Annotated in this window: 20 protein-coding genes; all 20 read left to right on the top strand. The window is 48.3% G+C overall.

Annotated elements, in window-relative coordinates:
* The first annotated feature begins 33 nt into the window (after window positions 1-33).
* Window positions 34-768 (top strand): SUMF1/EgtB/PvdO family nonheme iron enzyme, encoded by a 735-nt coding sequence (locus tag IT393_09290; protein ID MCC7202835.1) that lies wholly within the window; start codon window positions 34-36, stop codon window positions 766-768.
* A gap of 28 nt (window positions 769-796) precedes the next feature.
* A complete protein-coding gene (locus tag IT393_09285; protein ID MCC7202834.1) occupies window positions 797-1,594 on the top strand; it encodes an SUMF1/EgtB/PvdO family nonheme iron enzyme in 798 nt (265 codons plus the stop codon).
* Window positions 1,591-3,330 carry a tetratricopeptide repeat protein gene (locus tag IT393_09280; GenBank protein MCC7202833.1) on the top strand — a complete coding sequence of 580 codons (1,740 nt, stop codon included), beginning with the start codon at window positions 1,591-1,593 and terminating at the stop codon, window positions 3,328-3,330. Before IT393_09285 ends, IT393_09280 begins: the two co-directional genes overlap by 4 nt.
* Entirely contained in the window at window positions 3,327-5,006 is a 1,680-nt protein-coding gene (locus IT393_09275; GenBank protein MCC7202832.1) for a hypothetical protein, read from the top strand. The genes IT393_09280 and IT393_09275 overlap by 4 nt, the downstream gene beginning before the upstream one ends.
* Complete coding sequence (locus tag IT393_09270; GenBank protein MCC7202831.1) at window positions 5,003-6,886, top strand: tetratricopeptide repeat protein; 1,884 nt, start codon at window positions 5,003-5,005, stop codon at window positions 6,884-6,886. Before IT393_09275 ends, IT393_09270 begins: the two co-directional genes overlap by 4 nt.
* A gap of 226 nt (window positions 6,887-7,112) precedes the next feature.
* Window positions 7,113-7,766, top strand: coding sequence for a winged helix-turn-helix transcriptional regulator (locus IT393_09265; protein MCC7202830.1), 654 nt, complete (start codon window positions 7,113-7,115; stop codon window positions 7,764-7,766).
* Between the two features lie 162 nt (window positions 7,767-7,928).
* Window positions 7,929-9,908, top strand: coding sequence for a glycosyltransferase family 39 protein (locus IT393_09260; protein ID MCC7202829.1), 1,980 nt, complete (start codon window positions 7,929-7,931; stop codon window positions 9,906-9,908).
* A gap of 13 nt (window positions 9,909-9,921) precedes the next feature.
* Window positions 9,922-10,746, top strand: coding sequence for a class I SAM-dependent methyltransferase (locus IT393_09255; GenBank protein MCC7202828.1), 825 nt, complete (start codon window positions 9,922-9,924; stop codon window positions 10,744-10,746).
* 25 nt (window positions 10,747-10,771) lie between these two features.
* Entirely contained in the window at window positions 10,772-12,082 is a 1,311-nt protein-coding gene (locus tag IT393_09250; protein MCC7202827.1) for an oligosaccharide flippase family protein, read from the top strand.
* Entirely contained in the window at window positions 12,063-12,938 is an 876-nt protein-coding gene (locus IT393_09245) for a methyltransferase, TIGR04325 family (protein MCC7202826.1), read from the top strand. The genes IT393_09250 and IT393_09245 overlap by 20 nt, the downstream gene beginning before the upstream one ends.
* The gene (locus IT393_09240; GenBank protein MCC7202825.1) at window positions 12,935-14,158 is read left to right on the top strand and encodes a class I SAM-dependent methyltransferase; all 1,224 of its coding nucleotides are present in this window, start codon (window positions 12,935-12,937) and stop codon (window positions 14,156-14,158) included. The genes IT393_09245 and IT393_09240 overlap by 4 nt, the downstream gene beginning before the upstream one ends.
* Before the next feature lie 24 nt (window positions 14,159-14,182).
* Entirely contained in the window at window positions 14,183-14,557 is a 375-nt protein-coding gene (locus IT393_09235; protein MCC7202824.1) for a cupin domain-containing protein, read from the top strand.
* Entirely contained in the window at window positions 14,554-15,690 is a 1,137-nt protein-coding gene (locus IT393_09230) for a DegT/DnrJ/EryC1/StrS aminotransferase family protein (GenBank protein ID MCC7202823.1), read from the top strand. Before IT393_09235 ends, IT393_09230 begins: the two co-directional genes overlap by 4 nt.
* The gene (locus IT393_09225; GenBank protein MCC7202822.1) at window positions 15,687-16,889 is read left to right on the top strand and encodes a glycosyltransferase family 4 protein; all 1,203 of its coding nucleotides are present in this window, start codon (window positions 15,687-15,689) and stop codon (window positions 16,887-16,889) included. The genes IT393_09230 and IT393_09225 overlap by 4 nt, the downstream gene beginning before the upstream one ends.
* 28 nt (window positions 16,890-16,917) lie before the next feature.
* Window positions 16,918-17,787, top strand: a complete 870-nt coding sequence (locus tag IT393_09220; protein ID MCC7202821.1) for a glycosyltransferase family 2 protein — start codon at window positions 16,918-16,920, stop codon at window positions 17,785-17,787.
* Between the two features lie 24 nt (window positions 17,788-17,811).
* A complete protein-coding gene (locus tag IT393_09215; GenBank protein MCC7202820.1) occupies window positions 17,812-20,136 on the top strand; it encodes a glycosyltransferase in 2,325 nt (774 codons plus the stop codon).
* Window positions 20,123-21,124 carry a GDP-mannose 4,6-dehydratase gene (locus tag IT393_09210; protein ID MCC7202819.1) on the top strand — a complete coding sequence of 334 codons (1,002 nt, stop codon included), beginning with the start codon at window positions 20,123-20,125 and terminating at the stop codon, window positions 21,122-21,124. The genes IT393_09215 and IT393_09210 overlap by 14 nt, the downstream gene beginning before the upstream one ends.
* Window positions 21,125-21,341: 217 nt before the next feature.
* Window positions 21,342-21,656, top strand: a complete 315-nt coding sequence (locus tag IT393_09205) for a GIY-YIG nuclease family protein (GenBank protein MCC7202818.1) — start codon at window positions 21,342-21,344, stop codon at window positions 21,654-21,656.
* 180 nt (window positions 21,657-21,836) lie between these two features.
* Window positions 21,837-22,955 carry a DegT/DnrJ/EryC1/StrS family aminotransferase gene (locus IT393_09200; GenBank protein ID MCC7202817.1) on the top strand — a complete coding sequence of 373 codons (1,119 nt, stop codon included), beginning with the start codon at window positions 21,837-21,839 and terminating at the stop codon, window positions 22,953-22,955.
* Window positions 22,948-23,682: a class I SAM-dependent methyltransferase gene (locus IT393_09195; protein MCC7202816.1), complete on the top strand. Its 735-nt coding sequence runs from the start codon at window positions 22,948-22,950 to the stop codon at window positions 23,680-23,682. Before IT393_09200 ends, IT393_09195 begins: the two co-directional genes overlap by 8 nt.
* Window positions 23,683-23,733 lie beyond the last annotated feature (51 nt).

The raw sequence follows: 23,733 nt of genomic DNA, 5'->3' as shown, positions 1-23,733 counted from the left end.
TTACTTGCGGGGTGCATTCATACCGTGAGCAGCGTGAAACCGGTTCCAGACACCACGGATATGGTGTATATACCTGAAGGGTGGTTTCTTATGGGCAGCAGGGAAGATGATGGCATCCCTGGCCAATCAGTGGGGGTAGATGAAATCCCTCAGCACAGTGTCTATGTGAATGGGTTTTATATGGACCGTTTCGAGGTTACGGTTGAGAAATACAGGAGGTTTTTGGATGTCACGGGTAGAAAGGCCCCGAGGATATGGACAATTGAGTCATATATTAATGTTTATCCTGAACCGGAAGATACTCACCCGATGAAGGGCGTATCCTGGTATGATGCGGATTCTTATTGCCGTTGGGCTGGTAAGAGGCTCCCGACAGAAGAGGAGTGGGAAAAGGCCGCAAGGGGAACCGATGGCCGTCAATGGCCCTGGGGAAATGATTTTTTTGGTCCGGAAGGAAAGATAATGGCAAATACGAGAGAGGCCCGAGCAGGTTGGACAACACCGGCCGGAAGTTATCCTGAGGGTGTGAGCCCTTACGGGATTTACGATATGGCCGGGAGTGTGATGGAGTGGACATCATCATGGTATAAGCCGTATCCAGGCAGTACCCTTCAAAGGGAGGCATTTGGTGAGAAATACAAGGTTTTACGCGGCGGGTCATGGGAGAACCCGTCCGTGCCCTTTGCGAGGAGTGCCTACAGGCATGCAGTTGCCCCAAAGTGGGACCACCCGGCCCACGGATTCCGGTGTGCTGTGGATGGTCTATGATGATATTCCCGGTGAAAGGAGACAAAAGATGCTTCCTGTGCTCTTTCTTTTAGCAACCCTACTGTTTGGCTGCAGTCATCAGTATAATATGCGCGGCAATTCACCTCCGGAGAATATGGTCTTTGTACCGGCTGGATGGTTTGAGATGGGGAGCAGCGGAACTGAAGGACGGCTTGGTATGACGATAGGAGTGGATGAAATCCCCAGGCACAGGGTTTATGTAAAGGATTTTTACATAGACCGTTACGAGGTCACCAATGCCCAGTTTTATGAATTTCTAATTAAAACAAACAATGTATACCGCCCGGCTCCCTGGGCTGAGATGGGAACCTTTGAAAAGGGTGAGCATGACCATCCGGTCGTTGATGTAGATTGGATGGATGCAGATGCCTATTGCACATGGGTTGGCAAGCGGCTCCCATTAGAGGCGGAGTGGGAGAAGGCAGCCCGTGGAACGGACGGCAGGCTCTGGTCCTGGGGGGATGAGTATGCTGCAGGGAAGGCAAATACCCTCGAGTCAGGTAGAAAATGGAGTGCGCCTGTTGGAAGTTATCCTGAAGATGTCAGCCCCTATGGAGTCTATGACATGACCGGTAATGTGCGGGAGTGGACTGGCGGGTGGTATGAGGCCTATCCTGGAAATACATTGCCGGACGGATATTACAGTGGAAATTACAGGTCAGTGCGTGGAGGGTCGTACGTGACCCCCCTGTATCGTTATGCCCGAACGTCTTCCCGTTATGCAATTGAGTCCTCTCTTGCTACGAGAGGGCTTGACTGGCATACTACTTATGATCAGGGCTTCCGGTGCGCTAAGTCTCCATGAGTCGTTACAGTAACCGGGTTATAGTCTGCACTACCTTCCTTTCCTTTGTACTGATCGCAGGACTGCTCTACTACAACTCGATACACAATCCATTTCACTACGATGATGCCCACCATATCACCATGAATCCCGGTATACGGGACCTGTCCGGGCTATCTTCCCTTTTTTCCGATCCCTCCACATTCAGCAATGAGGGGATGAAAAGGGGCTCTCCGTACAGGCCCCTCCTGATGTTGACCTATGCACTGAATTTCCGGGTAAATGGTCTAAACCCTGCAGGATACCACATAGTCAACCTCGCCTTTCATGCCGGGTCAGCCTTTCTGCTCTTTCTGATAGTCCGGGCCATATTCACCACCCCGGCCTTTTTTGCGGCCCTGTCAGCAGGCATCATCTTTCTCGTCCACCCCTTCAACTCAGAGATCGTAAATTACATATCAACGCGCTCCAGCGTCATGAGCGGTTTCTTCTATCTGTCTGCCTTTTATTGCTGGGTCAGGTTCCGGAGGGATCTAAACCTTTTTTTTTATATTGCATCCCTGCTTTCCTTTGCAGCAGGGATGCTGAGCAAGGAGTCTGCCGTCACCCTTCCCCTCGTATTATGGCTATATGACGTATACCTCCTCCGGGAACGACGCACCCCTGCACAGCGCCACTTAAAGGACTGGCGCAAATATACCCCCTACCTTCCATTTATCCTTATTGTGGTCATACCCTATCTCTATGTCTGGGGGGTTGCCTTCAGCGGGGCGCCTCACTCATTTAAGAGGGATCCGGTAACCCAGTTTTTTACGGAACTTCCTGCACTTGTTAAATATCTGCAGATGTTTATTGTCCCCATACCATTAACCCTGGTCCACGACATGGAGGTCTACAGGACTGTCACGATTCCAGTCATCTTTTCTGCAGTTGTGCTTTCTGTCTATACTGCAGTTGCCCTGCTTCTTTTCCGGTCATCCACAGCGTCCTGGCGGGTTGTTTCATTCTTCATGTTCTGGTTTTTTATCGTGCTTCTGCCTACGACAGTTATCCCCCTTAACCTGATACTGCAGGAGCACAGGGGATATCTGGCAATAATAACTATGGCAGTGTTTGCAGGTGTTGTCCTGGATAAATTGAGTAGTTCTGTGTCCCGGGCCGCTGCCCTGTTTCTCTTGATTGCCCTTTGCGCAGCATATTCTGCAGTGACCATTATACGGAACACGGAGTGGAGGGATGACCTGACCCTCTGGACAGATACAGTAAAAAAGGCCCCGGGTTCATCCATCGCACATGCAGGACTTGGGATTGCATACAAAGACATGAAGATGTATGATCAGGCCATTGAGTCATTGCGCACAAGTATCTCGATCCATGATGGACAGGAGAGTCTGACAGCGAGACACAACCTTGCCCAGATATATATAGTCCAGGGGAAACTGGACCTTGCGGCCACTGAACTGGAAGATCTGCTTAAAGGCAATCCGGGTAATCTGCAGATATATAATGACCTCGGGATCATATACTATGAACAGAACAGGCCGGGGCTTGCAGAAGAGATCTTTATGAAGGCAATACAGCGTCACAGCAACAACTACCTGCCATTCTTTAACCTGGGAGTGCTCTACACGAAGGAGGGGAGGTTCGAGGAGGCGATTCGTGCCTATCAGAATGCCGCTGCCCTGGACCCCTCACATGCGGAAACGAGGGTGCGTCTTCAGGCCCTCCTGGATAGTACCGGGGAAAAGAAGAAATGAGGGACAAGTCATCTAAGCTCCTTTCAGTTTTTCTACCCACAGGTATTTTAATGTTGTGTACAGCTATTCTTGTGGCATATCTCAGCCCCTGGCGCATCAGTATGACGGATGCTACCATGTACTTAAGGATGGCCCAGGAGATTCAGAAAGGCCATTGGCATATTGATCACTGGTTAAGAGGTGCATACACCGCCCCCCCGCTATATCCATTGATAGTGGCAATTTCAGAGTGGTTTTTCACAGGCTTTGAAAGGGCAGGGACTATAGTATCTATTGCAGCGTCAACACTTCTTGTGATCCCGGTATTTTTTCTGACAAGATGTTTTTATAGAGAAAGGGTTGCATGGTTTATTGTACCTGTAACTATTCTAAACCCATATTATCTATTATATTCATCACTTCCATTAACCGAGGCATTGTTTACCCTGATTTTCCTTGCCAGCATATTTGTCACCTATAGCGCACTGAAGAGTAAAATACCGTGGATGTGGTGTGCTGCAGGGATGCTCAGCGGGGCTGCATGGATGACGCGTGATGTTGGTATTATCATCCCTTTTATCTCAATCTGCTGGGTGATAGCGGACAGATGGTTTAACAGGCAGCCGGTTTCAAATATAATCAGGAATGCAGCGCTCCTGATCCTCGGAATTTTATTGATTGCAGGACCTTTAAAAATGATCATGTCCCTTGATCTAAGAAATGTCTCCGGCCTGCCAGCACACAGTATCACCCGTCAGTTGATGATGCCTGATTTACGGGATGACATGGAACGTGAGTGGTTCCTGGGCAGGATCAATCAAGACGGCACAGGTTATGCCTTTGTTGACGATATGAAAACCCCCGTCTCCATAGGGGACGTTTTAAGACACTCAGATTTTATTTTAAAGAGAGTTGCAATCAATTGGACAGAGATTGCGAAATCCATTCACCTTATACTGGGGACAGTGTTTTTGGTCTTTGTCTTCATAGGCCTCGTGGCAGCGGCATTTTATTGGAAAGGGGGGGGTGATGGCGCTGCCTGGGCTATACTGTTTCCCGGTGTCTACGTAATCTTATATATACTTTTCTATAGCCTTGCAGGGGGCTTTACCGGCGCTATTGGACCGGAAAGATACCTTGTTCCCCTGATTCCGGTCCTGGGTGTATGGGCAGTAGGAGGGATATGCAAGATATGTCATCTTGCAGAGAAAGTCAGATTAAGACATGCAGGAATGATTATATCTTTTTTGTGTCTTGGATTTATTTTGATGAGTAATAAAAAGGGTCTGATCAATACAAAACATACCCTGGCTGCCTTAAAGCATAAGACCGAATTATCTGAATTGGCAGGGACAGAAATTAAAAAACGTGTGATAAAACGGGGTCCAGATAATGCAACTATAATGGCGAGGTCCCCTTTTGTCCCCTGGTATGCAGGCGCTGACTGGGTTGTGTTGCCTTACGGAGAATATCAGGAGATATTGAAATTTGCAAAAAACAGGCATGTTGATATCTTAAGCGTGGACAGGAACACCGTAGCGCTCCGGCCAGAGTTGTCATTTTTACTGGATCAGGGTGTCAATGTGCCTGAAATGGAGAAGGTCTTCTGGATAAGCTCCAAAGAAGACCCTGAGGAATACCTTCTTGTGTTGTATAAAATTAATTACAATAACGGGGACTCAGGGGGGGCTAATTGACAAGATACCGTTTTGTCATTCCTGTAATCTTCATTGCGCTATCAGCCGTTTTAATCTATTCAAATACCCTCTCATCCCCATTCCACTTCGATGACAACTTTGAGATTATTGAATATCAGAAGATAAGAGAACTCTCAAAATTTTCTGATTTAGAAGGGGTACGCTTCATAGGGACACTCTCTTTTGCCCTAAACTACTATTTTGGGGGACTGAACGTTACCGGCTATCACCTGGTTAATATCGTCATCCACATTATAAACGGTATCCTCGTATGGTGGCTTATCACCCTGACATTCAGGTCTCCGGGGATGGGGGGCGGCTCCGGCAGCCTGCAGCAATCCGGCGGGTTCATTGCACTGATAGCAGCCCTCCTCTTTGTAGCCCACCCTGTACAGACACAGGCTGTGACCTATATAGTCCAGAGGTATACCTCCCTTGCAACTCTGTTTTATCTCCTTTCTGTAGCGCTTTTTGCAAAGTGGAGGCTGCAGTCGCTTGAGCCAGGCAGCAGGTTCAGGGGCATATATTATGTCTTTTCAATACTTGCTGCTGTCCTTGCCATGAGGACAAAGGAGATCAGCATTACCCTCCCTTTTATTATCCTCCTTTACGAGTTTTTCTTTTTTGGAAACAGGTGGAAGAGGCCGTTTTTTCTGATCCCCTTCCTCCTGACCCTGTCTATCATTCCATTAGTCTTCATAAATCTGGATACGGATAAGCCTATTGGGGATATTGTGGGAGAGGTGAGAGATGCTGCCCAGGAGACGGAGAGCATCTCACGGGGTGATTATCTGATGACACAGTTCAGGGTCATTGTGACCTACATCAGGCTGCTGGTGCTTCCGGTAAGGCAGAATCTCGATTACGACTACCCGGTATTACACTCCTTTGCTGCACCAGGGGTCTTTTTGTCTTTTATGTTTCTCCTGGCCATCTTTGGGCTTGCGGTCTGGCTTTTTATCCGGTCACGTAAAGGCAGGAACGGTTATCTCCTGCTGAGCTCTTTCGGGATATTCTGGTTTTTTATCACCCTGTCTGTGGAGTCGGGCGTCATTCCCATCAGGGATGTGATCTTCGAGCACAGGCTCTATCTGCCGTTTGCCGGGGCATCGTCTGCCTTTTGTTCGGCGATGATTTATGGGATTGATTATTGGAGAAGACAATCAGGCAGCCGGGTGTCTCTGCGGATTGCCGTACTGATACTTGCTGTGGTTACAGTGCTGCCACTTTCAGTGGCTTCTTATCAGAGAAACCGTGTCTGGAAAGATCACGTAACCCTCTGGAGGGATGTTGTGAGTAAGAGCCCGCTTAAGGCAAGGACGCACTCGAACCTTGCGTATGCCTCATTTAACCAGGGGCTGGCAGAGGAGGCGGTCAGGGAATACAGGACTGCCATAAGGCTCAAACCAGGGATAGCAAGCGTCCATAATAACCTGGCGCTTGTTTACTATAGTCAGGGCAGGATAGACGAGGCGATAGAGGAGTATAAGACTGCCTTAAGACTGAAACCTGAAGTTGCACTGAGCCACCTAAACCTTGGACTTGCCTATTCAGCCAAAGGGGATACGGCCAGGGCGATTGAGGAATTTACAACTGCCATAAACCTGAATCCTGGGCTTGCCTGGGCCCACTTTAATCTTGGTCTTGCCTGGCTCAGGAAGGGACATCCGGACAAGGCCCAAGAAGAATTCAGGACAACGATCAGACTGAAGCCTGATTCTGCCGAGGCATATAATAACATAGGGATCATATATGCCAATCAGGGCCGTATAGACGATGCAATCGCAGAATTCAGGACTGCCTTGAGTGTGAAGCCTGGTTTTGCAGAGGCGGAAAACAATCTCAGGCGTGCCTATGGGCTAAAGAAGGGTGTGAAATAAGGATACAGGGGTTGGTAATTTAGGGTCATTATTTCATAACTATTTGATTTTTAAGCAAGAATCTTTATGCTGAGACCTCTCTTTAGATTTGATGTTCTAAAAAAAAACATAAAGAATAAATTAAACAATCATGTCGAGCAAAAAACTGTACTTCATTGATACCAATTTTTATGGTAAAATAAAATAACTTCTTGATTAATTGGTGAAATATGTCATTCTCTTTCAGGTGGCATCAATATTGCTATGTTCATATGTAAAACATTCTCTAAGAATGATGATGCATCAGAACAATAAAGAAGATCATTTAAATTCCGTACATACCCTCCAGATACTTGATGAAATCGCAAAGGGTGATTCCGTTACCCAAAGGGCCCTCAGCAAAAAACTTGGCATAGGCCTGGGAATGGTCAACAGTTACCTCAATCGCCTGGCCAGAGAGGGCTACATCCAGATTACTCAGGCAGAGAGAAAGCGCCTTCACTACCTGCTGACCCCAATGGGAATAGCCGAAAAGAGTGTTCTCGCATATCGCTACCTGAAAAAGTCTTATCAGGTCTTCACAGAGGCCCGTGAAAGGGTTGGAGACTTTCTGAGGGCCATGGAAATGGAGGGCGTGGAGTCCATCGTCTTCTATAAGACAACGGTTGTCACGGAGATTGCGTTGATGGCGCTTCAGAACAGCTCACTGGACCTTGTGGCTATTGTGGATGATGTTGGGACAGGAAGGAAGTTCCTTGGCTACAGGGTTCTGCCGGTTGATGTACTCCGGCAGATTGCGTTTGACCGGCTGATAATCACGGCCGACGAATCGGTTGAGAGCGCAGCGGAACATTTGCGGCAATATGGTGTAGAAGCGAATCGGATCTGTTTTCTGCAGTAAAAGGCAGGAAGGGAGCAGGGGTTTCAGGAAAGGTTTCATACCCGGATTTCTCATGGACGGGGGCGCCCGTAATGGCGGCAGCCTGCCTGAAGATCAAAGGGATTCAGCGCGAATCAGAGGATCTTTGAACCTGCCTGTGATAAACTATAGGTTGCTTAATTGATGTCAGTTATACCGGCAATAATTCCTTTGCTTTGTTTCATAGCTATTTTCCTTGTAATTTACAGGATGCCGGACAGACTTGACTGGCGCAGCTCTTTCATACTTGCCTCCATTGTCTGTGGAGTCCTGCTTGTAATTTTTACTGAAATCCTGAGTCTTTTTCATGCCCTTGTGTATGAATGGGTGATCGGACTCTGGACACTGGCCTGTATCGCTGCTTTGATTATCCTGATCACAAACAGGAGGTATCCGGCCAGACAGTTTAAGAGTTCCTGGTCATCCAGGATTCCCTATGTGTGGTTATTCGGTGTCATTTTTATTGTTTCAGTCACTGGTTTGATTGCCCTCGCATCGCCTCCGAACAACTGGGATTCCATGACCTATCACATGAGCCGGGTCGCACACTGGATTCAAAACCAGAGTGTTTCGTTCTATCCCACACCGATCCCAAGGCAGTTGTATTTAAGCCCCTGGGCTGAATTTGCCGTAACACACCTGCAGATTTTAAGCTCCGGAGATTGGTTTGCCAATCTGGTTCAATGGTTCAGTATGATTGGCAGTATAATCGGGGTTACGCTGATTGTTCAACAACTTGGCGGAGATATGCGCAGCCAGATCCTCGCTGCCGTTATCACTGTAACGATCCCGATGGGTATCCTTCAGGCGTCAGGTACCCAGAATGATTATGTCATCTCTTTCTGGCTGGTCTCTTTCGTCTGCTGCACTATGCAATTGAGGGGTGGGCAGGCCGGCAGTATCTGGTCTGCGGGAGCGGCATGCAGCCTGGGTCTTGCCCTGCTGACAAAGGGGACAGCCTATCTTTATACATTTCCATTCCTGGTCTGGCTTATTTGTTCGGGTTTCCAAAGGTTTCGCTGGAAGGCATGGAAATCCATCAGCTTTATGATAGTCATTGCCGTCATCCTCAATCTGGGGCATTATTCCCGTAATCTTGATCTGTACGGCTCCCCCCTGGGTCCTGGCGCTGAAGGAGCATACGGGGAATTAAAATTTGTAAATGAAGCCTATACACTGCCGGCCCTGATTTCCAATATAACCAGAAACGTGGGACTGCACATGAGCACGCCTGTTGAAAGGCTTAACTCTGCAGTGGAGGGGGGAATTGCCCGGCTTCATACCCTTATGGGCATGGAGATAAACGATGCCCGCACTACATTGGCCGGGACAAAATTCCATATCCCGCCATTGGCGCCGCTTGAAGACTTTTCGGGAAATCCTGTTCACCTTCTCATAGTATGGATTGCCATCGCACTACTTTTTATTAAAAGGGATTTACTCCGCAGACGGATCCTCCTGTACTACTTTGCTGCGGTCAGTAGCGCTTTCCTCTTGTTCAGCCTCTGTCTTAAGTGGCAGCCCTGGCATAGCCGCCTGCACCTGCCGCTGTTTGTTCTGCTGTCGGCATTTGTTGCCGTGGTGCTGTCTGATGTCTTAAGTGCAAGGTTAGCTGAAGTGACAGGGATCATCCTGATTTTATCAGCCCTCCCCTGGATTTTTTTCAACGTATCCCGCCCCGTTATTGCACCCGGGCATATCGTCTCAATGTTTCCATCATGGATTTACGGGAGCAGGCCTATCCCACTTACAGAAGGCAGGAGCATCCTGACCAGTGACAGGACTGATCAATACTTCAGCATCCGGCGGAATCTCGGAACCCCGTACAGGGAGGCGGCGGCCTTTGTCAGGTCTCAGAAATGCCGGGACATTGGATTATATATGGGAGGGGATGATTGGGAATACCCATTCTGGGCGCTGCTGCAAGCTGATCATGGACAGAAGACCCGGATTGAACACATAGGAGTAAAAAATATCTCTGCAGTCAAATCATCTGCAGGTGCATCTTTTACTCCATGCGCGATTATTTCTGTGAATGCCGTTCCTGGGGAGAGGCATATTCATGGAGGAAATGTTTATACATTGGCGTGGTCCATGGAACCTGTGAGTGTGTTTATCAGATGAATAAGGATACAAGATGACAGTCTTTAAAAAAGGGTATGCCCGGTTCTACGATGCCTTCTATCAGGATAAGGATTATGAGAGGGAGTGCGATTTTATTGAGGCGGCATTTAAAAAAAACGGATGCCGGGTAAAGACTATCCTTGATCTGGGCTGCGGCACAGGAGGGCACGCCCTTATCCTCAGCCGCCGCGGGTATCAGGTCGTCGGAATTGACCGGTCGCGTGAGATGATCCGGATAGCCAGGAGAAAGGCGAAGGAAGAGGCAAAGGGAAACAAAAAGAAATCTTCCGCTGAATTTTATCAGGGAGATATTACCGGCATCCGTCTGCGCCGGAAATTTGATGCTGTAATCTCCATGTTTGCCGTGATGGGTTATCAAACTACAAATGCCTCAATAGCTGCCGCATGTGGCGTGGCAGCAAGCCATCTGGTCTCCGGCGGGTTGTTCATATTTGATTGCTGGCACGGCAATGCGGTTCTGACAGAGAGGCCTGGGATGAGGATGAAGGAAATAGTGATGCATAAGGGCAAGGGGGGCGGTAATAGAGGAGAGAAGCGGATTATCCGGTTTTCGGAACCTGTGCTTGATCCCCTGTCTCATACTGTAGAGACCCGGTTCAGGGTCCTGAGAATTGAGGGAGACAGGCTGGTGGGCGAGACACAGGAATCCCATCTTCTGCGCTATCTCTTTCCACAGGAGATCAGATATTATCTGGAAACAGCCGGATTCAGGGTTCTGGAATTGTGTCCCTTTCCGGAATTGAATAAACCTCTGACAGAACATGACTGGAATATGGCTGTCATAGCAGGGAAACAGGCTTCTCTGTTGAAAGGATAAGGCAGAGAAAAAGATAAGGCATGGGATGCAGGCAGCAAGACATATAAAAAAATATAAAGAGAACATCCTTGTTGACAGATTCGTTAAGTTATTCAGCATTGACGGCCTGGTGAGTGCGTCCGGTGTCCTGCTGCTCCCGGTTTATCTGAAGCTGATGACTCAGGCGGAGTTCGGACTATTCAACTATCTTCTGACAATTATCACCACGGTCTCTCTCATTCTCAACTATGGATTATCAGTTGCCCAAAGCAAACTGTATCATGCCTACAAAGACGATGAAGAACGGGGAACCTTCCTCTTTACACTGAACATGATCCAGCTTCTTTTCTTATCCGGAGTCTTATTCATTCTTTATTTTCTGAAATTAGATTACAGGCTTATCTCCCTGCTTTTCAAGAATGAAATTGATTATGAAAGTTACAGACCTGCTGTCTTACTCGCGGTCATTGTTTCTGTTTATTCATTAATCCTTATCAATTATTTCCTGACCAGTGAAAAGATCAGTCTGGTCCGGAAATTCGGTTTTCTGAAACTGATCCTTGTCCATGGGGTAGTTATTATTCTGCTTTATATGATGCCTGTTGACAGTGTTATGGTCAGGCTTAAGTACTCCTTCCTGATCGAAGGGCTTGTTATTCTGATTTTCAGCTATCCGTATCTGAAAAGCATGTTCCTGAGGTTCAACCTGAGCCAGGCTGTAAGGTCTGTAAAACTGGGATTTCCCATGATGCTTGCTGCTATTGTGGGTATCATCATCAACTCCGGAGATAAATTCTTTCTGGAACGGTACGGGAACTTTATTGATTTATCCATCTATTATCTGGCATTTTCTCTCTCAGCCGTCATACCTATTATATTCATGACAGTCCAGAATGTATGGCAACCCCTCTTTTTCAAGGAAAATGACATCTCGATGAATATCATAAAAACAAGAAAACTGATCGTCTACCTCGCCTGCTTTCTGATCGGGATTTCCCTGGTTACCTTGTTCGCTGTAGAACTTCTGCTGAGTTTCGGCATCATTAGTTCAGAATACCGATCCGTCATGAGGGTGCTTCCCATTGTATTACTGACTCAGATACTCAGTTCCATTGTGCCGCTCTACAGCAATTACCTTATTTACTTTGAAAAGACTTATCTTATTCCGACCGTCGGCTTTTTTATAGGGGGAATCTGTATTTTACTGAATCTGTGGCTGGTGCCGGGATACGGTATTTACGGCGCTGCGGCGTCTTCCTTTTTGACGCATTTGGTCTATCTGATAACGGAGTATACGATCGTTACAGTGTACATAAGGAAATATCAGGGTCTGGAACATGCAGGACAGGCAGTATAAAATAAAAAAGATGATAAAATTATTGACCCCTCCTGTGCTCCCGCTCCTCCTGCGCCCACTGTATTGCGGTACCCCTTTTTCGGGAAATTATGCCACATGGGGGGATGCAAAAAAACATTCTACTGGTTATGACTCTGATGTCATTCTGAGAAAGGTAAGAGATTCGCTCCTGCAGGTTAAAAAGGGTCTGGCTGTTCATGAAACGGATTCCATGCTTTTTGACAGGATTAAATATTCGTGGCCATTGCTGACGGCGCTGATGTGGTGCGCCTCACAGGGCGGCAATAAGCTCAGTCTCATTGATTTTGGCGGGTCACTCGGAACGACCTATTTCCAGAACAGGAAATTTCTGCAGGATCTTAAAGAACTTCACTGGAATATTGTGGAACAGAGGAACTTTGTTGAGTGCGGGAGAAAATATTTTGAAGACGAACAACTGAAATTTTATGATGACATTGACTCCTGTTGTGAAGCGCAGTCACCCAATGTCATCATATTTTCAGGCGTTCTGCAGTATCTTGAAGATCCTTACGGGATGCTCGGCGAAATATTCAGATATCCATTCGAATATATTCTTATAGACCGTACCCTTTTTTTCACTGACAACACCCGTGACAGGATTACGATACAGAATGTGCCGCCGGCCCATTATGAGGCAAGTTTTCCTGCCTGGTTTTTTAATCTGGAGAAGTTTCTGAAACATTTTAAAGACCGGTATGACATGATAGAAGATTTTGACTCAAATGACGGGATAATTAACCTGGAAGGAAGAGAGGCTGTCCACAAGGGTTTTATATTCAGATTAAGAAAACCAGAATCATCATGGATGCGTTCTGAAAAGGAGACGATATGCTGACATGCCGGATGTGCCAGAGCAAGAACCTCTACAGGTTTCTTGATTTGGGGTTTACACCCCCTGCAGACCAGTTCAGGAGAAAGGATCAATTGAAAGAGCCTGAGACGCACTATCCGCTCGAAGTCTACATGTGTGATGATTGCGGGCTGGCACAGTTAGGCCATGTGGTTTCTCCGGAAGTGCTTTACCGGATGGATTATCCCTATGAATCATCAACGACAATAACAGGACGGGAACACTGGAATGTTTTTGCCAGGACCGTCGTAAGACGGTTGAATCTCACAGGTGAGGACCTGGTTGTGGATATCGGCAGTAATGTCGGCGTATTGCTTGGGGCGTTCAAGTCGCAGGGGACGCTCATTCAGGGTGTGGATCCTGCTGCAAACATCGTTATGCTGGCCCATGAAAGGGGTATTGATACCATTTGTGATTTCTTTAACCATGAGACAGCGGAGAAAATTCTCAGGGAAAAGGGACCCGCATCTGTCATAACCGCAACCAACGTATTCGCTCATATAGATGACCTTTATCGCCTGATGAAGGATATTTTAATGCTCCTGAAAGAAGACGGGGTCTTTATTTTTGAGGCCCCTTATTTTGTGAATCTGATCCGGATGCTTGAATACGATACAATCTATCATGAGCATTTATCCTATTTTTCAGTCAAGCCCCTGTTAAGATTTTTTCAACTGTTCGACATGGAGGTTTTTGATATTGAGCTCGTGGATATTCATGGAGGTTCCTTCCGTGTCTATGTCGGGAGGAAATCCCGGCAGCATGTTTCTCCTGTGATAGCGCAGTTGTCAGGCGAAGAGGAGGCCATGAACCTCTATTCCCATCAGACCATGGATCATTTTGCGGAGGCAGTAAGAAAGAATAAGAGGGAGCTGACCTGGCTTCTCCATTCGCTGAAGCATGAAGGTAAAAGGATTGTGGGGGTAAGTGCGCCGGCAAAAGGAATGACACTGTTGAATTACTGCAAGATCGGCACTGAGCTGCTGGATGTGGTCAGTGAGAAATCTGAATTGAAAATAGGGAGATTTACACCGGGGATGCATATACCTGTCGTGCCTGACTCGTACCTGCTTGAAGAAAAGCCCGATTACGCATTGCTTCTGGCCTGGAATTTTGCTGATGAAATCATAAAAAATCTTCAACAGTTCAGGGAAGGCGGAGGAAAGTTTATCATTCCAATCCCGATGCCGAGGATTGCCGGCTGAAGAAATTAATCAGGGAGGGTATCCATGAAAAAAATCAGTCTGCCTGTTTCATTTGATGATGAAAGGGGAAAAATCACAGACCTTCTCGAGAACGAGGCGATTAATGCCGTTACCGTGATTACCTTTCAAAAAGGCGCTGTCCGGGCGAATCATTATCATAAAAATACATTTCAATGGAACTATGTCATGTCCGGCAGGGTAAAACTTGTAACCCGCATGCCAGGTGAAGACAAGACAGAAACGGTCCTCGGTAAGGGTGATTTTGCGCTGACAGTTCCTGAAGAACATCATGCCCTGGTGGGGCTGGAATATTCGGAGCTGCTGGTCCTTACGAAAGGACCCAGAGGGGGGAAGGAATATGAGAGCGATACTTTCAGGATTGAGGAGCCGCTGGCATGACTGTAAAAGGCAGACATATCCCGGTGTCGCAGCCGCTATTGGGAGAAGCGGAGACGAATTATGTCAATGATGCACTGGCTAACGGCGCTATTTCAGGTTTTTTCGGGGAATACATTTCAAGATTCGAGAGAGGCTTTGCCGGTTATTCGGACTGCAGGCATGGCGTTGCAACAACAAGCGGGACAACGGCGCTCCATCTGGCATTGCTTGCCCTGTCCCTCAAAAAAGGGGATGAGGTTCTTGTCTCCACATTAACCAACATGGCCACCTTCTTTGCAGTAATTTATGAGGGCGCCACCCCGATACCCATTGATATCGAGGAGGACACATGGAACCTTGACCCAGCCCTGCTGGAATCCAGGATTACACCGAGGACCAGGGCCATTATCGTTGTCCATCTCTTTGGTCATCCGGCAGATATGGACCCCGTGACAGAGATTGCTGGTAAATATAATTTACCGGTCCTCGAGGATTGCGCTGAGGCGCATGGGGCGACATATAAAGGGAGGAAGGTCGGCAGCCTCGGCACAGCCGGGTGTTTCAGTTTTTATGCGAACAAGATCATCACGACCGGAGAAGGCGGGATGATCACGACCAATGACAGTGCTGTTTATGAGAGGGCCCGTATGATCAGGGGACTTGCGTTCGGTGAGAGCAACAAGTTCATGCACCGGGATATCGGATATAATTACAGGATGACCAATCTGCAGGCTGCTATCGGTTGTGCGCAGCTTGAAAAGATAGAGGCTTTTATCAGCGGCAAGAGGAGAATAGCCTCGTTCTATACGGACAGGCTCAGGGACCTGGGTTCTCTGCTGCAGCTTCCTGTTGAGAAACCTTATGCCCGTAATGTTTACTGGATGTATCATGTCGTCTTAAAGGGTGATGTTGCAGGTCAGCGGTCTGTGATTATGAAAAGGCTGCTTGAAAAAGGCATTGAAACCAGGGAAGGTTTTATCCCTTATAATATGCAGGACATTTTTATACAGAAGGGGTGGACGCATTTTGATGATTGTCCGAAGGCAAATGCTGTGGCCATGAATGGCTTTTATCTCCCCAGCACGCCCAATCTGACTGATGAAGAGCTGGATTATATCGTTACTCATCTCAGGGCAGCATTGGTGAAGGGATGAAGAAGATCGGGCTTTTTCTCGAATACGAACCGGCGGGAGGCGGCACATTCCAGTACAATCAGGTCATGATAGATGCTGTGGCAGCGCTGCCCTCAGACAGATTTTCTGTGGTGGTCGGGTTCACGTCGGATCTGTGGCAGGACTATCTGGCAGGGTACAATCTGAAAACGGTCTTGATACCGCGCGGCTTCTGGGGCCGGGCCTTTGGCCTGGCCTGGACTCTCCTCGGCCTGCCGATGGGTTTATGGCGCAGGCTCTGTCCCCTGTTTCATCCCATGGCCAGGGCGCTCATTCGGGAGCATTGCGATCTGTGGATATTCCCATCTCAGGATGTGCGGGGTTTCCAGATCCCTGTCCCGGCCCTTATCAGCATCCAGGATCTGATGCACCGTTATGAGAGGCGTTTCCCGGAATCTGCCTCGTGGTGGGAATACCTGAACCGGGAACGGACTTACACAAACATCTGCCGGTGGGCAAAAGGCATCCTTGTTGAATCTGAGCTCGGGCGCAAACAGGTGATTGAATCGTATGGCGCACCGGCAGGCCCTGTTTACGTTCTTCCACTTCTGGCACCCAGATACATACGAAGCGGGCAAACCCCGGCTGATTTCGATTCCCGCTACAGGTTGCCCGGTAAATTTATTTTTTATCCGGCGCGATTCTGGGCGCATAAGAATCACCGTAATCTGATTAAGGCCATGGGGCTATTGAAAAAAGAGATTTCAGATATAAAACTGGTTCTGGTCGGAACGAAATCAGGCGCTTACGATTCCTATGATGAGGTTGTCAGTCTCATCCACAGCCTTAGTCTTGACAAAGATGTCTTTTTCCCAGGATACGTTCCGGATGAATACATGCATGAATTATACCGCCGTGCCAGGGCGCTGGTTATGCCGACCTACTATGGACCTACGAACATACCCCCCATGGAGGCCTTTGTTGCCGGCTGTCCGGTGGCTATATCCGGCATCTACGGGATGCCGGAGCAGGCCGGTGATGCGGCATTGCTCTTCAATCCCGATTCTGTGGAGGAGATAGCAGACTGTATCCGGAGGCTATGGACCGATGACCGCTTGTGTACGGAACTTGCTGAGAGGGGGAAGAGGCGGGCGGCCTCATGGGGAGAGAAAGAGTTTAATGAAAGGTTGAGAGAGATCGTTATGCGGCTCACCGGTGGCATTGAAGAATACCATGAATAGAGACGTGCGGTTTCCTTTCGTCTGCATCGTGATCCTTAACTGGAACGGATGGCGTGATACACTTCAATGCGTTGAGTCATGCCGGGGACTGACCTGGCCGAATTTCCGGATTGTGCTGGTGGATAACGGTTCAACAAACGGCTCTGAAGAGCGCCTTCGCAGGCAGCTTCCGGACGTGGAGGTCATTCAGAGCGGTTCAAACCTCGGTTTTGCCGGGGGATGCAACGTGGGGATCCGTTACGCGCTCAACAGCGGTGCGGATCTGGTGTGGCTCCTGAACAATGACGCTGTGACGGACTCTGAGGCTTTGACCAGGCTGGTTGAAGCCATGGAGGGAGATGCATCAGCCGGCATTGCCGGTTCCAAGATCTACTACTATGACGATCCCCTCCGCATCTGGTTTGCCGGAGGGCTATGGGAGAAGGGGCGGCTGCGGCTGCGCCATCGCGGCGCACAGCAATTGGACAAAGGCCAGTTTGACAGGATATGTGAGATGGGATCAGTTTCTGGGTGCAGCATGCTGATTCGTGCTGCGGTCATTCAGGACATCGGATTAATGGATGAGAGCTACTTCCTTTACTGGGAGGATGTAGAATGGTGTGCGAGGGCAGCGGAGCATAATTACAGAGTGCTTTTTGTGCCGGACTCGCACATATGGCACAAGGTCTCTGCCTCAGCCGGGCAAAGATCCTTTTCCCAGTACTATTACTGGACCCGGAACGGTTTTGCTTTTCTCCGCAGCTACGATCCCCGCTCTATTATTTTCCTGGCCATGTATGGTCTGTTATCCGGATTCAGGTGTCTGGCCGCAGGGAATGCCCGGCCGCTGCAGGGAATGGTGCATGGTTTCATTGATTTCGTGCGGAGGGAGAAGGGGGCGAGAATTGAAACCTGTTAATGTTGTCAATCGGGGGTGTGGACTTTGCGGATAGGAATAAACGCACTCTATCTGCTTCCAGGCAAAGTCGGAGGGAGTGAAGTCTACATCAGGAATCTTGTCAGGCTGCTTGTGAGCGAGGACAGGGACAATGAATATTTTATCTTTATCAACCGGGAAAGTCAGGGAGTTTTTGAACAGATTGCCACGGGGATAAATATTGTATCATGCCGGGTTCGTGCGGCAAGCCGTCCCGCCAGGATATTGTGGGAACAATTTATATTGCCATTCCAGATAAAACGTTACGGGATAGACATCCTTCTCTCCGCAGGTATGACAGCCCCATTTTTCTGTCCTGTAACCTCCGTACTTGTGATCTTTGATCTTCAGCACATTAATCAGCCTGATAATTTTTCGAAACCTTATCTGGTGTTTCTGAGGGCTATTATCTATCTAAGCGCCAAATCGGCTGATGGGATCATTACCATTTCCCAAAAGGTCAGACAGGATATTGTGAAATATTACAGGATCCTGCCTGAAAAAATTGCCGTCACCTATCTTGCAATTGACCACAACACCTTCAGGCCGCGGGATAAAAGTGATGTAGCGCGGATCAGAGAAAAATATCATCTCCCTGAACGTTTTATGCTGTACCCAGCCTCTTCCCTGCCGCATAAAAATCATGAGAGGCTCCTTCTGGCGTATAAAAAAATCAGGGAAAGATGGAAGGATATGAAGCTGGTACTGATCGGGGCAAGGGACAAGGGATATGATGTGATCGCAGAAAAGATCAATAACCTGGGGTTACAGGATAACGTTGTCTTCCTCGGATGGCTTCCTTTTGAAGACATACCATTGCTCTATTGTGCCTCGGATGTCTTTGTGTTCCCTTCCCTGCATGAGGGGTTTGGAATCCCCATTCTGGAGGCTATGGGCTGCGGTGTGCCGGTCATCTGCTCAGGCATTGAGCCTATAAAAGAGATTGCGGGAAACGGGGCACTTTTTGTGGACCCCTATGATCCTGAGAATATTGCCGAAGGGGTCTTGTCCGTGCTTGAAAACCACAACCAACGCCTCGGTTTGATTGAAGAGGGTTTTAAAAGGGCAAAGGAATTCAGTTGGGAAAATACGGCGCTCGACACTGTCTCTTTTTTGAGGGTAATGGCCGGATGGAAACCAGGGTTAAAGAAGACACAAAGGTTAAGCGTGGCCATTGTGATTGCCTATTATGCCCCGTCATGGGCTTATGGAGGGCCTCCGAGGATTGTGTATGAGTTTTCGAGGAAACTGGTCCAGAGAGGGCATTCTGTAACTGTTTTCACGACAGATGCCTTTGAGAAGGACAAAAGAATTGATACGCCCTTTAGTGTTATCGAGGGGATCCGTGTCCATTATTTAAGGAATTACAGCAATTATCTGGCATGGAACCAGAAAATCTTCTGGCCAAGGGGACAGAAAAAGGCATTGGAGGAGAGGATAAGGCAATTCGATATAGGTTTTATCTCTGATTTAAGAACCATGCAGATTTCAGCTGCCTATAAAGTATTCCGGAGATACAGGCTCCCCTATTTTGTTTCTGTCTATGGGAGTCTTCCCCGCGTGGGAAAGATCAAGAAGTATTTGAAATTTATATATGACAGGCTGTGGGGTTACGATATCCTCAAAAATGCAGTGAAGGTCTTCGCTCAGACGGATAACGAAAAAAGAGAATATATGAAGCTTGGGGTAAAGAAAGAGAACATTGAATGGGTCCCCCTCGGGATAGAATACAGTGATTTTGAAAATGTTCAGATTAACAAAGGGGCCTTCCGGGAAAAATACGCCATAGCCCCGGAGGACAAGATTATTCTCTTCCTTGGCCGCATCCATGTCCTAAAATTTACACCGGTCTTTATCCAGGCCTTCAGGAACCTGTCTGACAGGCATCCTGATCTGAAACTGGTCATTGTGGGACGGGACGACGGCTATCTTGACTCGGCAAAGAGAAAACTGGAAGACAGAGAGGACAGGTACATATTTACGGGTCCGCTATATGATAAGGACAAGGTGTCTGCCTATATGGATTCTGATGTCTTCTGTCTTGCCCCTTCTCATTACGAGGAGACCTCCACTGCAGCCCTTGAAGCCCTTGCATGCGGGACGCCGGTTGTGATCACTGAACAATGTGAGATCCCCGGGCTCGGAGAATCAGGGGCAGGGGTAACGGTCAGGTATGATGTCAGGGAATTAGAGTCTGCCCTGGAGAAAGTGCTTTATCATCATTCTCTCGGTGGAAATGTCTCTGAAAAGGCGAAAAATTTAATAAGGCAAAACTATGACTGGGAAAAGATCATCAACCGGATAGAGGATATATTCTATGGTGCAGCATAAGGAGTTGAGCGCCTATAACGGAAAGCAGGTTCTAATCACAGGCGGATTGGGGTTTATCGGGAGTAATCTTGCCATCCGTCTGGTGCAATTGGGGGCAAGGGTGACGGTACTTGACATCCTGTGGCCTGACCACGGCGGGAACCCGTATAATGTGGATCCGGTCCGAAAGGATCTGACTGTCAACATCTGTGACATACGTGACAAGTACGCGGTCGAGACCCTCGTGAGGAACCATGACTTCATCTTTCATCTGGCAGGCCAGTGCAGCCATGTCCTTGGTCAGGTGGATCCGTATCCGGATATAGACATCAATATAAGGGGGACCGCGATACTGATGGAGGCGATCCGTGAAAGGGCCCCTGAGGCGGTCACCGTCTACACGAGCACCCGTGGTGTTTACGGGCATGCAGAGCAACTGCCTGCAGGCGAAGGTTCGCCGACTAACCCAAAGGGGCTTTATGAGATATCCAACCTGACGGCAGAGAAGATCATAAATTTCTACGGGGAGATTCACAGGTTGAAGGTGATCAACCTGAGGCTCTCTAATATCTATGGCGAGCGGGCCCAGATGAGGCACAGTAAATTCGGGGTCGTGAACTGGTTTGTGAGAAAGGCATTGGAAGACGAGACCATTAAGGTATTCGGCGATGGAAAGATACGCAGGGATTTTCTGTATGTAGCTGATTGTGTGGATGCAATCCTGCAGACAGGGGCCTCGGAACAGGCCTTCGGGGGCACATTTAATGTGGGTAATGAAGAGAACTGCAGTTTTATGGAGCTTGTGAATACAATCATTGATGTTGCAGGCAGCGGCAGGTGGGAATATGCACCTTTCACGAGGGAGCGGGCTGCGCAGGAGCCCGGAGATTTCTATCCTGATATAAGCAGGATCAGGGAGACAACAGGCTGGCATCCCGGAACAACATTGAGAGACGGCCTTCTAAAGACCATTGAATATTACAGACAGCACAGGGCGATGTACTGGTGAACCGTCATGAGCCTCGAGCTCGCAAGGTGTCACGAAAACGTCGTTCCAGCGAAAGCGGAAATCCAGAAATGGTCAAGAAAAACATCATTCCCGCGGAAGCTGGAATCCAGAAATGATCAAGAAAAACGTCATTCCCGCGAAAGCGGGAATCCAGACCGAGGCCTGGATCTGGATTCCCACTTCCCGCTTAAATCATGCGGGGACAGGTTCCGTGGGAATGACGGGTAAATGGGAGCATTTTCAGGTGAAGCAACCAGCGGTTTATATCCTTGCCAGCAAGAGAAACGGTACTCTTTATATTGGAGTGACTAGCGACCTTATCAAGCGAACGTGGGAACACAAAAATGATTTGGTCGAGGGTTTCACGAAAAGATACGGTATTCATCGTCTTGTCTATTACGAATTACATGAAGATATGGAATCGGCTATTAGCAGAGAAAAACAGATAAAGAAATGGAATAGAAGCTGGAAGCTGGAATTGATAGAGAAGCAGAATCCTGATTGGCGAGATTTGTGTGAAGAGATTCTTTAAGGCGGGAAACTGCCGAAGGGTTTATGCAGGGATCTGGATTCCCGCTTCCGCGGGAATGACGGGGATGTCAGGAATGACGGGGATGTCAGGAATGACGGGGATGTCGGGAATGACGGGGATGTCGGGAATGTCGGGAATGACGGGGATGTCAGGAATGACGGGAATGGGTGGCCATCATTGATGATACCGTTTGGTGATTTGAGCAGGGAATACCGGGAGCTTACGGGCGAACTGGGGCAGGCTATCAGGGGGGTGTGTGAAAAGGGTTGGTTTGTTCTCGGTGAGGAAGGGGAGCGCTTTGAGTCAGCATTCGCTAAATACCTTGGGAGCGATGTCCATGCCGTGGGGGTGGGGTCCGGTACCGAGGCCATACATCTTGCTCTGGTGGCAGCGGGTATAGAATATGGCGATCTCGTCATTACTGTCCCCAATACCGCAGTGCCCACTGTTTCGGCTATTAGTCTTGCAGGGGCGATTCCGCTGTTTGTTGACGTGGACCCGCGCAGTTACAACATGGACCCTGCCCAGCTCAGAGAGGTTGTTACGAGGGAGAAGAGGCGTTGGGGGAACAGGCTTAAGGCCATCGTCCCGGTACACCTCTATGGCCAGTGTGCGGATATGGATCCGATCCTTGAGATCGCGACAGAGTTTGGTCTGAAGGTGATAGAAGATGCCTGTCAGGCCCACGGGGCTGAGTACAAGGGCCGGAAGGCGGGTACTATGGGGGATTATGCCGCGTTTAGTTTTTATCCGAGCAAGAATCTTGGCGCCTATGGAGATGGAGGGCTTATCGTGACGCGTGATGCCGGAGAGGGACAACGGCTGAAGATGCTTAGGAACTATGGTCAGGATAGACGCTACTATCACAAGATCAAAGGGTTCAACAGCAGACTGGACGAGCTGCAGGCCGCAATCCTGAGGGTCAAGTTAAACTATTTGAATGACTGGAACAGTCGCCGCAGAAAGATTGCGGACTACTATAGTAACGGGATCACAAACCCACGTGTTGAAAAACCTCCTGTAATGAGCTATGGCAGGCATGTGTTTCACCTCTACGTGATAAGACACCCTGAAAGGGATAGGCTTCAGGGTTATTTAGAAGAAAAGGGGATTAAGACAACGATACATTATCCTGTGCCGGTCCATCTGCAGGAGGCATATAAAGACCTCGGATGTCCGGCAGGAAGTTTTCCTGTTGCAGAGAGACTTGCCAGGGAGATTGTCTCCATCCCCATGTTTCCCCAGTTAACAGATGCGGAGGTATCAACAATTACGGAAGAGGTTAACCATTATGGGTAAGGCCGAACGCAAAAAGGGATTTCATGAAAAGATTTATCAGACGGATACGGGGCAGTTGCATCAGGGGAGGTATAATCTCATAGATGCTTTTTTAAATGCCCTTTATGATAAATTCAGACGATTTGAACTCCATCGGGAAGATGCCGTGGCCCGGCTTATTCCGCGGGGAGAGAAATTACTGGACATGGGCTGCGGTGGTGGATCATTCATATTTAAGGTAAAGGATAAATTTAAAGAACTGCATGGGATAGATATCGCTTCCAACAGGGTCCATGATGCCAACAGGTTAAAGGAGGAAAGGCATCCAAAAGCCAACATCAGTTTCCGGGTAGTGGATATTGATACGGGACTGCCGTATGCAGACGGATACTTTGATACCGTGACATGTATTGCGACGTTTCAACTTATTTATGACCCGTATTTTGTTATAGATGAGCTCCGGCGTGTCTTAAAAAAAAGGGGCGTATTGATGCTCGAAGTCCCGAACATGGCCTGGCTTCCGAGGAGAATAAGCCTTCTTTTCGGCAATTTATCGAGGACATCCGGCGCCGGAGGCTGGGATGGAGGCACATTGCACTACTTTACCGTGGGTTCGATGAAGGTCTTTCTGGAGGAACAGGGATTTAAGGTCACAGGGGTCTCCGGCGCCGGTATCTTCAGCAGCCTTAGAAATTGGTGGGTCTCTCTTCTTTCAGGCGACATCATTGTCAAGGCAGAAAAAAATTAGATGGATAAGAAAAAGGGACAGAGAAAACGTCATTCCCACGGAAGTGGGAAT

The organism is Nitrospirota bacterium (genome assembly GCA_020851375.1).
In the GTDB taxonomy this organism is placed as follows: domain Bacteria; phylum Nitrospirota; class 9FT-COMBO-42-15; order HDB-SIOI813; family HDB-SIOI813; genus RBG-16-43-11.
Note: the sequence above shows the minus strand (reverse complement) of the source record. Positions and strands in the feature narration are given on the sequence as shown.